Source organism: Paenibacillus glycanilyticus, from assembly GCF_051200795.1.
Classification (GTDB): Bacteria; Bacillota; Bacilli; order Paenibacillales; family Paenibacillaceae; genus Pristimantibacillus; species Pristimantibacillus glycanilyticus.
Genome location: NZ_CP195155.1, coordinates 4833139 through 4847704, shown reverse-complemented (window position 1 = coordinate 4847704; position 14566 = coordinate 4833139). Strand labels below are relative to the sequence as shown.

Here is a 14566-nt window from a genome sequence, read left to right as displayed (position 1 = left end):
TTTCCTTTCTTTATGGTTTGATCTTTACGCTGTAAGCGGAGGTTGTTTCGAGCCCTAGTGCAACTATTGCGAGCAATCGACCGAAACAACCGGAGTGTTAACCTGATCTTTACAAATCGTTAATATTCCTATAATAGTCATCAGTCATAATAGGGGCATAATTGGGGAGGCGTGAGGAATGACAAGACAATTGTCCCACTATGTGAACCGGGATTTGAGCTGGATTGAGTTTAACCGCAGAGTGCTCCAGGAAGCACAGGAGTCGAATAATCCACTGCTTGAACGCGCCAAATTTTTATCCATTGTATCCAGCAATCTGGATGAATTCATGAGTGTAAGGGTAGCCGGCATCCAGGACCAGATCCGCGCGGGCTATACGAAGATGGATTTCACGGGCTATACGCCAGCGGGACTCTGGAAAAGGCTGATCAAACGGACGACCCAGATGGTCTATGATCAATACAAAACGTACCGGGAAGTGTTCCGCTCTCTGGGTCGGGAAGGCATTATTATTTCATCCGTCAAGGAACTGAACGTCAGCCAATCCAAGGCGGTGTCGGAATATTTTCAGGAAATTGTTTTCCCCGTGTTAACCCCGATGGCCGTTGACCAGAGCCGCCCGTTCCCCCTCGTACATACGAAGGAGCTGTATCTGGCGGTGCTTTTGCAGCGGGAGGATTCGGACAAGGATGATGAGCCGCTGTTCGCCATCGTACAGGTTCCTTCGATTCTGCAGCGTTTCGTGCCTGTGCCAGGCCGGACAAACAGCAAGAAGATGGAGTTTGTGCTGCTCGAGGATCTTATCGAAAATCATATTACGACCTTGTTTAACGGTTACGTTCCGTTCGCCGTTCATGCGTTCCGCATTACGCGCAATGCCGATCTTACGCTGAATGAAGACGGGGCGGAAGACCTTCTGGAGGAGATCGAGAAGGAGCTGCGCAGAAGACGCTGGGGCATTCCGGTACGGCTGGAAGTCGCAAGAGGCATGCATCCGATGGCGCTTGAGATTTTGAAGGAAGAGCTGGAGATTGAAGATAATCTGATTGAGATTGACGGGCCACTGGATCTCAGCTTCCTGATGAAATTCGCGAACTCGCTGCCGGGCTACGACAACCTTCGCTACAGCCGTCTTGAGCCAGTGTACCCGCATGAATTCGACGAGACGGACGATATGTTCGAAGTGATCCGCCAGCGCGACGTGCTGATGTATCACCCTTACGAATCGTTTGAAGCGGTTAATGATTTTATCGATCTGGCAGCGGAAGACCCTAACGTACTGGCTATCAAAATGACCTTATACCGCGTCAGCGGCCAATCCGCGCTTGTACAGGCTTTGTCCAAGGCGGCGGAAGCCGGCAAGCAGGTCACCGTCGTTGTGGAGCTTAAGGCAAGGTTCGACGAGGAAAGGAATATCGCGTGGGCACGCCAGCTGGAGAAATCGGGCTGCCATGTCGTTTATGGCCTTGTCGGCCTCAAGACGCATGCCAAGATATGTCTCGTTGTCCGCAGGGAGATGGGTACGCTGCGCCGTTACGTCCATGTCGGAACGGGCAACTATAACGACAGCACGGCCACTTTGTATACGGATATCGGTCTATTTACTTCCCATCCGATTATCGGCAGCGATGCCTCGGCCTTATTTAATGAAGTGACCGGCTATTCTTCGCCATATGAATGGAAGGCGTTCGGCGTTGCTCCGACAGACTTGAAGGAGAAGCTGTTCCGATTGATCGAACGCGAGATAGCTAACGCCAAGCAAGGCAAAGGGGCTCATATTATTGCGAAGATGAATTCCCTTTCCAACCAGGAAATGATCGATAAGCTGTACGAAGCTTCGCAGGCCGGGGTCAAGATCGACCTGATTGTCCGTGGAGTATGCTGCCTGAGACCGGGCGTGGCCGGACGCAGCGAGAATATTCGCGTAATCAGCATCGTGGACCGGTTCTTGGAGCATGCGAGGGTGATGTACTTCCATAACGGCGGAGATGAAGAAGTCTACTTGTCGAGTGCGGACTGGATGACGAGGAACTTGACGCGCCGGATCGAGCTGATGAGTCCGGTATTTGACGAGAACCTTCGCAAAACCTTGATCAATATGCTGCAGCTTAATTTGGACGATAACGTGAAAGCCCGCGAGCTGCAGGCAAACGGCACCTACGTTCATGTGAAGAACGAAATGATGCCGTTCCGCAGTCAATTCGAAGCCAGATCGATTCCGCAGTGGAAAAATTACGTATAGTCGGGAAGGGCCAGGACGGGAGTTAGTCCCCAGAGCTTTTTGAAATCGGAGGACAGCTCCTCGACTTCCCGGGCTTCAACCGCCAATGTTCCTTCGGAACGCACAGGATTAAGCAAAAGCTGGCTGCCGGACTGGACCGCTTCCAGCCGGCCGATGGCTTGCGTCTCGCTGCGGTCAAGCGCTGCCGCGAGCTGAAGCAGAATACCAAGCTTATGGATGCTATCATAATCGGATTCGCCCAGCAGTTCCTTGTACTCAAAAAGCTGCTGGCGGGTCCGGTTTTTACTTTTATAAGAGGCAATAGCCGCAATCATAAGAATTTCCCGATGGGCAAGCCCGTTCAAATGGGAATTCACGATGAGATAAAACGTATGCTTCGCGTATTCATAATAATCAATGGAGGCGCCGATCCGGAACAAGGTGGAGGCGGCATCAAGCAGCACTTTGGCCCGGTTCGGAAGCAGATGCACGGGTCTAAGCTCATCGTAGAGCTGCAGGGCCAGACGGTTTACCTGCATCACATGCTGTTTCGGCGCAGCCGGATGCAAAGCGCTTACGTTCTGAAGGCTGAATGCGAGCACATCCTGATGAAGGGAACGCCCGGGAAAACGGGTCGCATAGAACAGACCGTCGCGAAGGCCGGAGCCGCAGATGCGGTAATGGCTGGTCTTCAGCAGGCGGAACAAGGTGCGGAGCACCGCAATGCCGGGCACGATGACGTCTGCGCGGTCCTTGGACAGACCCGGGAATTTCTTGCGTCTGTCGAGCGGCGTTAGGTACAGCTCCTGGAACAGGGCATCCGCATCGGGCCCCGTCATCGGATAGTTGTGTGTTTGGGTAAAAGGATACTTCGTCGCGGCTTGATGAGTTTTACCCATAGCGCGTGCGGTTCCGCCAACGCCGATCAGCGGCAGGGAGGGGGATTTCGTCAGCCAAGGCTCGTTTTTGACGGCTTCGGCGACCAGCGCTTCAATGCTTTTAAGTCCCTCTTCGTTCAGCGTTCCTTTTACCGCGTACTTCCGGTTGAGGCTGACGCAGCCAAACGGGAAAGATACCGATTGGACAAGCTGACGGCCGCGGAATAGGGATACCTCCGTGCTTCCTCCGCCGATATCAACAAGAAAGCCGTCCTGCACATCCATGGCATTAATCATGCCAAGAAAGCCGTAGGAGGCTTCTTCTTCGCCGCTTAGCAATTCTATCGTAAGGCCGGTTTCGGATTTAATCGTTCCCAATATTTCTGCCTGATTTGCCGCATTGCGGATAGCGGCCGTGGCCACCGCGCGGATATGTCCGGTCCGGTTATGAGCGCAGATCATCGTAAAATGGTTTAGCGTGCCGAGCAGCTCGGTAATCGCATCCGTTGCCAGAATGCCGTTGTCATCAACCCGCTCCGCGAGACGGGCAGGACGCTTGCCTCCGTCAATGACGCGATGCGCGCCGTTAGCGGTCCGCTCATAGACGACAAGGCGGACTGAGTTCGAGCCGATATCAATGATGCCAATTCGTTGTTCTGTCATCGTGGTCCTCCGTGCTAGTTATTTCTTCTATTCTATCACATTGAAATATGATTACGTTAAGCGAGTATTTTTGCGCGGAATAGGGAAAAATGCGTCTGGAGCAATTCGTGCGAAATTTGTGGAAGAAAGGGAATGAAAAAAAACTTTATAGCGCTGATAAAGCATTTCTATGTCCGGTTTTGTTCACTTCGCTGATAAAATCATTTATGATTAATAGCGACGAGAGGTTTACTATTTTTGGCGAATAACTTTTCAAGTTAGAGGAGAGAGAACGAATGAAAGCAACTAAAGGTCTTGAAGGAATTGTGGCCGCTTCTTCGTCGATCAGCTCCATTATCGATGGAGTCTTGACATATCGCGGTATTAATATTGATGATCTTGCAGAAAATGCGACATTTGAAGAGGTTGCCTACCTGCTGTGGTACGGCAAGCTTCCTAATCGTTCCGAGCTCGAAGGCTTGCAGCAAAAGCTGGATCAACACGCGGCTATCCCTGCTCAAGTGATCGAACAAATAAAATTGTATCCGCAAGGCACTAACTCGATGGCAGCGCTTCGCACAGCGGTATCGAGCCTTGCTCTGTACGACGAATCCGCAAACGACATGTCTCCGGAGGCAAATCAGCTGAAAGCAATCAAGCTGCAAGCTCAGCTTCCGACAGTTGTTGCCGCTTTCGCCCGCATCCGCGAAGGCAAAGAGCCTATTGCTCCTAAAAAAGGCGTATCGATCGCTTATAACTTCCTGTACATGCTGACTGGCGAAGAGCCGGCTGAAGTAGCGATCAAAGCATTGGATCAAGCATTGGTTCTGCATGCCGACCACGAGCTTAACGCTTCGACATTCGCAGCCCGCGTAACCGTTGCGACATTGTCCGATATCTACTCCGGCGTAACTTCCGCAATCGGCGCGCTGAAAGGCCCTCTGCATGGCGGCGCTAACGAAGCGGTAATGGTCATGCTAGAAGAAATCGGTTCGATGGCGAACGTTGAAGGCTACATCAACAACGCGCTTGCGAACAAACAAAAAATCATGGGCTTTGGCCACCGCGTCTACAAAGACGGCGACCCGCGCGCGAAGCACCTGCAAAAAATGTCCCGCGAACTGGGCAAACTGACAGGCAACATGGAGCTGTACGAGATGTCCATTAAGATCGAAGACATGGTTACCGGCCAAAAGGGTCTGAAACCAAATGTTGATTTCTACTCGGCATCGGTTTACACTACATTGGGTATTCCTCGCGACCTGTTCACGCCGATCTTTGCAATCAGCCGCGTTTCGGGATGGAGCGCGCATATCCTTGAGCAGTACGAAAACAACCGTCTGATTCGCCCTCGCGCTGATTATGTCGGCCCGGTTAACGCGAAATATATTCCAATCGAGCAGCGCTAATTACAAGGCGCAGCTTACATACCTTAAGGAGGATTTATTCTAATGGCACAATTCGAGAAATACGCCCTTCCAACAGAAGGCGAGCAAATTACAATTGATAACGGTACTCTCCAAGTACCTAACAACCCAATCATTCCTTTCATCGAAGGCGACGGCACGGGCCGCGACATCTGGCGCGCATCGAAACGCGTTCTTGACGCAGCTGTAGAGAAAGCATACGGCGGCAGCAAAAAAATCGCTTGGTACGAAGTATTCGCAGGCGAAAAAGCATTCAACGAATTCGGCGAATGGCTGCCAGCTGACACGCTGACTGCAATCCGCGAATACATCGTTGCAATCAAAGGTCCTTTGACAACTCCAATCGGCGGCGGTATCCGTTCCCTGAACGTAGCGCTTCGCCAAGAGCTTGACCTGTACACTTGCCTTCGTCCTGTTCGTTACTTCGCTGGCGTACCATCCCCGGTTAAACGTCCTGAGCTGGTTGACATGGTTATCTTCCGCGAGAACACCGAAGACATCTATGCTGGTATCGAGTACCAAGAAGGCTCCGAGCAAGTGAAGAAAGTAATCGCGTTCCTGCAAAACGAAATGGGCGTTAACAAAATCCGTTTCCCTGAAACTTCCGGTATCGGCATTAAGCCAGTATCCAAAGAGGGCTCCCAACGTCTTGCCCGCGCTGCGATCGAATACGCGATCAAGCATGGCAAGAAATCCGTTACTCTGGTTCACAAAGGCAACATCATGAAATATACAGAAGGCGCGTTCAAGAACTGGGGCTACGAAGTGGCTGAGCAAGAGTTCGCGGACAAAACTTTCACTTGGGGTCAATACGACCGCATCAAAGAAGCAGAAGGCACAGACGCTGCTAACAAAGCACAAGCGGAAGCGGAAGCTGCTGGCAAAATCGTCGTAAAAGACGCGATTGCCGACATCGCTCTGCAACAAGTTCTGACTCGTCCTACTGACTTCGACGTAATCGCTACTTTGAACCTGAACGGCGACTACCTGTCCGACGCTCTGGCTGCTCAAGTTGGCGGTATCGGTATCGCTCCAGGCGCTAACATCAACTACCTGACTGGCCATGCGATCTTCGAAGCAACTCATGGTACAGCTCCTAAATACGCAGACAAAGACGTAGTTAACCCAGGTTCCGTTATTCTGTCCGGCGTTATGATGCTTGAGCATCTGGGCTGGCAAGAAGCGGCTGACCTTATCTACAAAGGTATGGAAACTTCGATCAACAACAAAACCGTTACTTATGACTTCGCACGCCTGATGGAAGGCGCTACTGAAGTGAAGTGCTCGGCATTTGCTGACGAAGTAATTAAAAACATGTAGTTTACACAAAGCGGGGGCATTTTTGCCCCCTCTTTTTTTTCCATAAAACCAGCCTTTTACGCTTATCTTCTATCTTATTTGGATGACTTTTGGCAATAATGCAGATGTTAATACAAGTATAGGAGGGTTACATTAATGGCTATTAAACGCAGAAAAATTACAGTTGTAGGCGCAGGCTTTACAGGCGCAACCACGGCTCTGATGGCCGCTCAGAAGGAACTTGGCGATATTGTGCTGGTCGATATTCCGCAACTGGAGAATCCGACAAAAGGCAAAGCGCTTGATATGCTGGAATCCACGCCAGTTCAAGGCCTGGATGCCAACATTACGGGTACATCCAATTACGACGACACGAAGGACTCCGACGTTGTTATTATCACGGCCGGCGTTGCCCGCAAGCCCGGCATGAGCCGCGATGACCTGGTTAACACCAATGCCGGAATCGTCCGCTCGGTATGCGAAAGCGTAAAGGCGACAAGTCCAAATGCTTATGTCATTATTCTCTCTAACCCGGTGGATGCCATGACTTACGTGGCTTACCAGACGCTTGGTTTTCCTAAAAATCGCGTGATCGGCCAATCCGGCGTTCTGGATACCGCGCGTTATTGCACCTTTATCGCGCAGGAGCTGAACGTCTCGGTAGAGGATGTGCGCGGCTTTGTGCTTGGCGGACATGGCGACGATATGGTGCCGCTCGTTCGTTACTCCAATGTCGGCGGTATCCCGATCGAGAAGCTGATCCCGGCTGACCGCATTGAAGCGATCGTGCAGCGTTCCCGCGTTGGCGGCGGCGAGATTGTTAACCTGCTTGGCAACGGTTCGGCCTACTATGCGCCTGCGGCATCGCTTGTACAAATGACGGAAGCGATCCTGAAAGACAAGAAACGCATTCTGCCGGTCATTGCCCTGCTTGAAGGCGAGTACGGCTATAACAATCTGTTTATGGGCGTGCCTACGATTATCGGCGGAGACGGGATCGAGAAGGTTATCGAGCTTGAACTGACCGCGGAAGAAAAAGCGGCTCTGGACAAATCGGCCGAATCCGTTCAAAATGTAATTAAAGTAGTGACGGGCTAACCGATAGGCCATACACTCATAAAGTTTCGTTTGGGAGGACCCTGACACTTAGCTGCCAGGGTCCTTATTGTGATTACGGAAGGGGGAATCGACGTGCTTCAGCAGGCACGGAGCGAGCTGAAAAAGGTCTACGGATACGATACGTTTCGTCCAGGCCAAGAGGATATTATCGAAGGAATATTGGAGGGGCGCGATACGCTTGCCATTCTGCCAACAGGCGGAGGGAAGTCGATCTGTTATCAGATTCCGTCATTGCTTATGCCCGGGACCTCTATCGTTATTTCGCCGCTCATCTCGTTAATGAAGGATCAGGTGGATGCTTTAAACCGGCTTGGCGTGCCGGCGGCGTTTCTGAACAGCTCTCTTGGAGCGGAGGAGTACCGGACCATCCTGCGCAATGCGCTTCGAGGCGAGTACAAGATGCTGTACGTGGCGCCGGAGCGGCTGGATGCTCCTATGTTTACGACCTTGTCCGAGCAGCTCCACATCCCGATGATTGCGATCGACGAAGCCCACTGCGTGTCGCAGTGGGGGCATGATTTCCGTCCAAGCTACAGGCAGCTGGCCGGCTGGATCGGCAAAATGCCTAACCGTCCGCTAGTGTCGGCATTTACGGCAACAGCAACGCAGGAGGTAGCCGCAGACATTACGGCGATGCTTGGTTTGCGGGAACCGAATGTTTTCGTGACCGGCTTTGCAAGGCCTAACCTGTCTCTCTCGGTTGTAAGCGGAGGGGACAAGAAAAACTTTCTGCAGCAGTTTTTGCGCGAGCGCGAGGATCAATCCGGCATTATCTATACGGCTACGAGGAAAGAAGCGGAGCAGGTGCAGGAGCTGTTGGTTCGAAAAGGGATTGCAGCGGGTAAATATCATGGCGGGCTGTCCGATACGGAGCGGGCGGAGACGCAGGAGCGCTTCCGGTTTGACGAGCTCCGCATTATGGTAGCAACCAACGCTTTCGGCATGGGGATCGACAAGCCCAACGTCCGTTACGTGATTCACTGGCAGATGCCGGGCGATATCGAGTCCTACTATCAGGAAGCGGGACGTGCCGGCCGGGACGGCGAGGAGAGCGAATGCGTGCTGCTGTTCGAACCGCAGGATGTCCAGGTACAGCGTTTCCTGATTGAACAAGGCATGGGCGATGAATACCGGAAATCGGTCCAGCTGTCCAAGCTTCATAACATGATGAACTACAGCCGCACGCAGCGCTGCCTTCAGCAATACATCGTTGATTATTTCGGTGAGAAGGGCGTTGAGCCTTGCGGAAAATGCAGCAACTGCCTGGATAAAAGCGAGCTGGTTGACCGGACGGCCGAGGCCCAGAAAGCCTTATCCTGCGTAGGCCGGATGAAAGGGCGGTTTGGCGTTACGATGGCGGCCAAGGTGCTCAAAGGCTCGAGGGACAAACGTCTGCTCGAGTTCGGTCTAGACCGACTGACCACTTACGGGCTCTTCAGCAATTGGCCGGAGAAGGAGATTGCCGATTGGCTGTATTGGCTGGTAGCGGAAGGGTATCTCCGGATGAGCGAAGGGCAGTATCCGACCGTATCGCTTACGGCAAGCGCCCTGCCGATCCTCGAGGGCAAGGAGACCGTGATGCAGCGCCTGCGGACCAGCGTTCGCCGAAGCGCCTCGGGAGACGGCGGAGCAGCTTCTTCTCCGTTGTTTGACGCCCTCAAGCAATGGCGCAAGGAAGCAGCGGCAAGAGAGAACGTGCCTCCGTTTATGCTGTTCTTCGATGCGACGCTGAAGGAGCTGGCCGATATCCGGCCCGTTACGGAGGAGCAGCTGATGCAGACGAAAGGGATTGGCGCAGCCAAGGCAAGCAAATACGGCGATGAAGTGCTCGCGATTATCCAGGCTCATGCCGGAAGCGAGGGCGGTACCGCTACGGCTAGCATCAGCGCAGCGCCAAGACGGCAGCCGGCAGTGCGTCCTCCGGCATCCTCGGAGGAAACGCCAAGCCATGTTCAGACGCTGGAGCGGTTTAATGCCGGTCTGGAGACTGCGGCTATCGCGGAAGAGCGTGGACTCAGCCGGGTAACGATAGAGGGCCATTTGATCCGCTGCGCGGAAGAGGGGCATGAGCTCGATTGGAGCCGGATCATTCCGGAGCAGTACGAGGACCGGATTGTACAGGTCATCGGGGAGCTGGGCTGGGACAAGCTGAGGCCTCTTAAAGATGCTCTTCCGGAGGAAGTCGACTATTTCGCCATCCATGGAGTAATCGCCAAACACGGCTTTAAGACGAAATCTTGAACATTGCCGAAAATGCCCTTGAAATGCCGTATTCCTTAAGGCTCGGCTTTGTGTTTCGGACAGGCATTTAGTATACTTATTGGTAGATTACGCATATGCAGGAGGGTATTTCATGAATGATGTGTTTTTCTTTTTACACTTGCTAGGGGCAGTCGGGATGGGCTTTTATATCGTCCTTCCGATCATGATTGGCAAAGCGACTAAGCTTGCCGGCCTCGGACAAGGCGGACTGGCTGACGGTCTCGTATCGGCAAACCGGATTGTGCAATATGCGCTTATTATTCAGCTGCTGACGGGCGGTTACCTGATGTCGCAGGCGGATTATTCCGTTGCCTGGATGATTATCGTAACAGTCCTGTTCCTCGCGATCGCTGCGATCTCCGGCATTATGTCGAAGCCGCTTAAGCGTATCGTATCCTCCATTCAGGACGGACAAAGCGCGACGGGTCATATCGCGAAAGCACGTACGTTCAGCTTGATCGTATTGGTTCTTTACGTGGTTGTTATTTATTTCATGGCTTTCCCTATGTACAAGTAACAATCCACGCTTACGAAGTAAGAATTACTACATTAGTCACTATTATGACTATTTGTGTAGTAATTCTTTAGGTCAATGCTTACGAAGTAAGAATTACTACAATAGTCACTGTTATGACTATTTGTGTAGTAATTCTTTAGGTTAATGCTTACGAAGTAAGAATTACTACAGTAGTCATTGAACGACTATTTGTGTAGTAATTCTTTAAGTTAATGCTTACGAAGTAAGAATTACTACAATAGTCACTGTTATGACTATTTGTGTAGTAATTCTTTTTAGGAGGGGAAATCGTGCATCAGTCATCACCAGACGTAGTAACCTTTGGGGAATCGATGGCATTGTTTATGCCGCAGGAGCATAAGGCTTTGGAACGGGCAGCAACGCTGGAGCAAGGCTTTGGCGGCGCAGAAAGCAACGTGGCAATCGGACTTGCAAGACTCGGATGCTCCGTTGGGTGGTTCGGCGCGCTTGGCAACGATCCATTCGCCCGCATGATTGTGAAAACGCTTCGAGGGGAAGGCGTTGACGTATCGCGCGTGAAATTCAGCGACGAAGCCCCGACAGGCATGATGTTCCGCGAACAGGTAGCGGGCCGCCTTGCCGTTCATTACTACCGCAAGCATTCCGCGGCAAGCCGGATGACACCGGAAGAGCTGGATGCGGATTATATCCGCGGAGCCAAGCTGCTCCATATTACGGGCATTACGACGGCTCTTAGCGAAAGCGCGAAGCAAACGGTGCTTCGGGCCGTGCAGATTGCAAAAGAGGCTGGCATAAAGATTTGTTTTGACCCGAATCTGCGCCTTAAGCTATGGTCGATTGAAGAAGCGCGAGAAGTGCTGCTCCCTCTTGCCGAAGAAGCGGATTACTTCCTGCCGGGTTGGGACGAGCTGAAGCTTTTGTACCAGACGGATGATTTCGAGGAAGTGAAGGCAAAGCTGAAGCAGCTCAAAGCGGTTACGGTTATTAAAGGACTTGGCGACACGACGGTTGTGCTTGATAACGGCGAAGAAGTAAGCGTACCTTTCTATCCGGCCGAGAAGGTAGTCGATACGGTTGGAGCGGGTGACGGCTTCTGCGCGGGCTTCCTCGCTGGCGTGATGAAAGGCATGACGCCGGTGGAAGCGGTTGGCCTGGCCAGCATCAACGGCTCGCTTGTCGTGCAAATGCGCGGCGACTGGGAGGCTCTTCCGGAGTGGAGCGCCGTTGAACAGCGCATGTCCTCTAAAGCGTGGGTGGAGCGATAACAATGGCTGATTCGAACGTTTCTGGATCCAAGGGGCAGCGCCGCCGCGAAGCGATTTTGCAGCTGCTCAAGCAGCAAGGACGCATTACGATTCAAGAGCTGGTGGAACGCTTTGATTGCTCGGAGGCGACGGCTAGACGCGATCTGGAGCAAATGGAAGCGACTTATCCGATCATTCGAACCATCGGCGGTGCGATGTATGACGGCATGAATACGGTCCGCGACACGGCGTTTGCGGAACGGGAAGGGCTGTCGTATCTGGAGAAGGAGCGTATCGCCGCCAAAGCGGCATCGCTTATTGAAGAAGGCGATGTGATTGGCTTGTCGGGCGGAACAACGAACTATCTGATTGCCAAGCTGCTTAAGCTGAGAAGCGGGATTACCGTTGTTACCAACGCCGTCAATATCGCGATGGAGCTTGCGGGCAGCAGCGTCCAGGTTGTCGTAACCGGCGGCATTATGCGGCATAACAGCTTTGAGCTATGCGGGCCGCTTGGCGAAGGAATGGTCGCGCATCTGAATATCGGCAAAATGTTCATCGGAGTGGACGGTATATCCGCTGCCGGCGGCATTACGACCTACTCTGAACAGGAAGCCCAGATTGCCAAGGCGCTTATCAAACGATCGCATACCACGTATGCGGTGTTTGACCAGACAAAGGTAGGCAAGACCTCGTTATTCTCGATCGCTGCGCTGCCCGAGCTGCAGGCTTTTATTACCGATGTGCCGTTAACGGGAGATCTGGCGGACAAAGCCGGACAGCATCGGATCGTTGTCCATGTGGCAGCGGAGCAGGAATAGCTTGCCCAATAGAATAAGGGCCGCGTGAAAGTCGTAAGATGACTTTCGCGCGGCCTAGCCGAAAAATAGAAAGAGCGGTTGAAAGGGAGATCATCCCCTTCAACCGCTCTTTGTTTTACTCGACCGAGTAGACTTGTCTGCCGTTTACCCAAGTCGACCGTACTTTGCCGAAATCGGGTTCGGCAAGCACCAGGTCCGCTTGTTTGCCAACCGCGATGGAGCCGGTCAGCTTGAACAAGCCGAGCTGTCTTGCAGGGTTGGCGCTGGCATAACGGCTGATCTCATGGACGGATAACCCGGAATTCTCCAGCATGTAACGGAAAGCGTTAATCATCGTCAAGCTGCTGCCGGCCAGATTGCCTTCCTGCAGCCTTGCTACGCCATCCTTCACGATAACGGGAAGTCCGCCAAGGTCATACAAGCCATCCGGTCTTCCGGCCGCGGAGATCGCATCGGTAATAAGAATAAGCTTATCCTCCGGCTTGGAGGAAGCGAGCAGCTTGATCGCTCCAGGATGCACGTGATGGCCGTCCGCGATAAGCTCCGCGTAAATCCGGTCATCGGTCAGCACGGCGCCTACGGTACCCGGCTCGCGGTGATGAAGCGGGCGCATGGCGTTATAAGTATGAACGGCATGCGTAAGTCCGGCTTCCGCCGCTTGCGTCATCACTTCAAAGGTTGCGTCGGTATGGCCGCATGCGACAACGACGTTATGGTCGGACAGCCATTTGATTGCGTCGATGGCGCCTTCATTCTCGGGAGCGAGCGTCAGCAGCTTGAGAATGCCCGGATAACGCGCCGTCCAATCCTCCAGCCAGTCGATACGCGGCGGCGACAGGAAGGCCGGATTTTGGGCTCCAATCCACTTGAGGCTGATAAAAGGTCCCTCCAGGTGGACGCCAAGCAGCGGAGCGAACGGCATATCTTTTTTCATATAAGTGCTGGTTGCTTGGAATACCGCTTCAATCGCTTCTTGTGAGGCCGTTACGGTTGTAGCCAGCATCCCGGTCGTGCCTTGGGAAGCATGGAACTTCGTAATCGTGTCGTAGCTTTCTTCATTGGCATCCATGAAATCTCCGCCGAATCCGCCGTGCACGTGGACATCGATAAAGCCCGGAAGCAGCCAAGCGCCTTGTCCGTCCAGAACTTGATCATAGCCCGTTGTCTCTAGCTTGCTTTCATTAACGCTAGCAATAATACCGTCCTTGATGCTTACGCTGCCTTCCGTCACGCGGTCTTCCAGAACGATCTTTACGTTATGAATGAGCAGCGAATTGCCGCCTGGTTGTGTCATTATCCCAACATCCTTCCCGCCTCGCGGTCAAGAAGCACGGTTACGCGCGGATGCGTCTGGAGCAAGGATGCCGGTACCTCCGTCGTAATGGGGCCGGTCAACGCTTGTTTGACGATATCCGCTTTATCCGCGCCGCGTACCACGAGAACAATCGAATTTGCTTTCAGAATGGAGCCAACGCCCATCGTAATCGCGTATTCCGGCACTTCGTCCATGCTGGCGAAAAATCTCGCATTCGCTTCCCGGGTCTCATCCTTCAGCTTCACGACGTGAGTTTCGCCCGATAAAGCATGATCCGGCTCGTTAAAGCCGATATGGCCGTTATGGCCGATTCCGAGAAGCTGGACATCAATCTGCCGTTCCAGCAGCATGCGGTCATACTGCGCGCATTCCGCTTCAAGATCCTCCGCCATGCCGTTTGGAAGAAAAGTCTGCGTATCCGGAATATCGATATGAGCGAATAAATGCTTGTTCATATAATAAGCGTAGCTTTGATCATTATAAGGCTTCAGCCCGACATATTCGTCAAGGTTAAACGTCGTAACATCGGCAAAGGATACATCGCCTTTGCGGTATTTCTCTACCATTTTGGCATAAATGCCTACGGGTGTCGATCCTGTTGCAAGTCCTAGTACCGCGTTTGGCTTCGATTTAACGATATCGGTGAATAGCTCGGCCGCAAAGGCGTCCAGCTCTAATTGCGTGTCAAAAATCCGTACGTCCATGGAAGATGCCCCCTCAATCTCATTTGACTCTATTCTAAATTATATTATTCATTTTAACAACAAAATTGATTGTAAATTTCATTTTAATGATTGTAAACGTCAAAAATACAGTCGGGTCTTGTCCTATCCTTGCTC

11 protein-coding genes are annotated in these 14566 nt (G+C 52.5%); 8 read left to right on the top strand and 3 right to left on the bottom strand.

What is annotated here, in order from left to right; translation table 11 throughout:
- Positions 1 to 178 precede the first annotated feature (178 nt).
- On the top strand, positions 179 to 2242 hold the full coding sequence (locus tag ACR9FF_RS21895; protein WP_435164724.1) for an RNA degradosome polyphosphate kinase: 2064 nt from the start codon (positions 179 to 181) through the stop codon (positions 2240 to 2242).
- Here ACR9FF_RS21895 and ACR9FF_RS21890 read toward each other — a convergent pair.
- The gene (locus tag ACR9FF_RS21890) at positions 2233 to 3762 is read right to left on the bottom strand and encodes a Ppx/GppA phosphatase family protein (protein ID WP_435164721.1); all 1530 of its coding nucleotides are present in this window, start codon (positions 3760 to 3762) and stop codon (positions 2233 to 2235) included. The genes ACR9FF_RS21895 and ACR9FF_RS21890 overlap by 10 nt on opposite strands.
- A gap of 275 nt (positions 3763 to 4037) precedes the next feature.
- Here ACR9FF_RS21890 and citZ point away from each other — a divergent pair, with 275 nt between their 5' ends.
- From citZ to ACR9FF_RS21855, 7 genes are all read left to right on the top strand, one after another.
- Positions 4038 to 5150, top strand: a complete 1113-nt coding sequence (citZ, locus tag ACR9FF_RS21885) for a citrate synthase (RefSeq protein WP_435164718.1) — start codon at positions 4038 to 4040, stop codon at positions 5148 to 5150.
- A 42-nt stretch (positions 5151 to 5192) separates the two neighbouring features.
- Complete coding sequence (gene icd, locus ACR9FF_RS21880) at positions 5193 to 6488, top strand: NADP-dependent isocitrate dehydrogenase (RefSeq protein ID WP_127495444.1); 1296 nt, start codon at positions 5193 to 5195, stop codon at positions 6486 to 6488.
- Between the two features lie 135 nt (positions 6489 to 6623).
- A complete protein-coding gene (mdh, locus tag ACR9FF_RS21875) occupies positions 6624 to 7565 on the top strand; it encodes a malate dehydrogenase (RefSeq protein ID WP_201007590.1) in 942 nt (313 codons plus the stop codon).
- A 93-nt stretch (positions 7566 to 7658) separates the two neighbouring features.
- On the top strand, positions 7659 to 9827 hold the full coding sequence (recQ, locus tag ACR9FF_RS21870; protein WP_435164713.1) for a DNA helicase RecQ: 2169 nt from the start codon (positions 7659 to 7661) through the stop codon (positions 9825 to 9827).
- A gap of 112 nt (positions 9828 to 9939) precedes the next feature.
- Entirely contained in the window at positions 9940 to 10365 is a 426-nt protein-coding gene (locus ACR9FF_RS21865) for a hypothetical protein (protein ID WP_201007592.1), read from the top strand.
- Between the two features lie 290 nt (positions 10366 to 10655).
- Positions 10656 to 11612: a sugar kinase gene (locus ACR9FF_RS21860; RefSeq protein WP_127494681.1), complete on the top strand. Its 957-nt coding sequence runs from the start codon at positions 10656 to 10658 to the stop codon at positions 11610 to 11612.
- Between the two features lie 2 nt (positions 11613 to 11614).
- The gene (locus ACR9FF_RS21855) at positions 11615 to 12412 is read left to right on the top strand and encodes a DeoR/GlpR family DNA-binding transcription regulator (RefSeq protein ID WP_435164708.1); all 798 of its coding nucleotides are present in this window, start codon (positions 11615 to 11617) and stop codon (positions 12410 to 12412) included.
- A 115-nt stretch (positions 12413 to 12527) separates the two neighbouring features.
- Here the strand turns inward: ACR9FF_RS21855 and nagA are convergent, their stop codons facing one another.
- Both nagA and nagB read right to left on the bottom strand, forming a co-directional pair.
- Positions 12528 to 13706, bottom strand: coding sequence for an N-acetylglucosamine-6-phosphate deacetylase (nagA, locus tag ACR9FF_RS21850; protein WP_435164705.1), 1179 nt, complete (start codon positions 13704 to 13706; stop codon positions 12528 to 12530).
- Positions 13706 to 14431: a glucosamine-6-phosphate deaminase gene (gene nagB, locus ACR9FF_RS21845; RefSeq protein WP_201007595.1), complete on the bottom strand. Its 726-nt coding sequence runs from the start codon at positions 14429 to 14431 to the stop codon at positions 13706 to 13708. Before nagB ends, nagA begins: the two co-directional genes overlap by 1 nt.
- Positions 14432 to 14566 lie beyond the last annotated feature (135 nt).

What these genes read in the sequence shown, in the direction of transcription:
- ACR9FF_RS21855 (WP_435164708.1), top strand. Translation starts at nt 11,615, where the DNA reads ATGGCTGATTCGAACGTTTCTGGATCCAAGGGGCAGCGCCGCCGCGAA.
- ACR9FF_RS21865 (WP_201007592.1), top strand. Translation starts at nt 9,940, where the DNA reads ATGAATGATGTGTTTTTCTTTTTACACTTGCTAGGGGCAGTCGGGATG.
- mdh (WP_201007590.1), top strand. Translation starts at nt 6,624, where the DNA reads ATGGCTATTAAACGCAGAAAAATTACAGTTGTAGGCGCAGGCTTTACA.
- nagA (WP_435164705.1), bottom strand. Translation starts at nt 13,706, where the DNA reads ATGACACAACCAGGCGGCAATTCGCTGCTCATTCATAACGTAAAGATC.
- icd (WP_127495444.1), top strand. Translation starts at nt 5,193, where the DNA reads ATGGCACAATTCGAGAAATACGCCCTTCCAACAGAAGGCGAGCAAATT.
- ACR9FF_RS21890 (WP_435164721.1), bottom strand. Translation starts at nt 3,762, where the DNA reads ATGACAGAACAACGAATTGGCATCATTGATATCGGCTCGAACTCAGTC.
- ACR9FF_RS21895 (WP_435164724.1), top strand. Translation starts at nt 179, where the DNA reads ATGACAAGACAATTGTCCCACTATGTGAACCGGGATTTGAGCTGGATT.
- citZ (WP_435164718.1), top strand. Translation starts at nt 4,038, where the DNA reads ATGAAAGCAACTAAAGGTCTTGAAGGAATTGTGGCCGCTTCTTCGTCG.
- nagB (WP_201007595.1), bottom strand. Translation starts at nt 14,431, where the DNA reads ATGGACGTACGGATTTTTGACACGCAATTAGAGCTGGACGCCTTTGCG.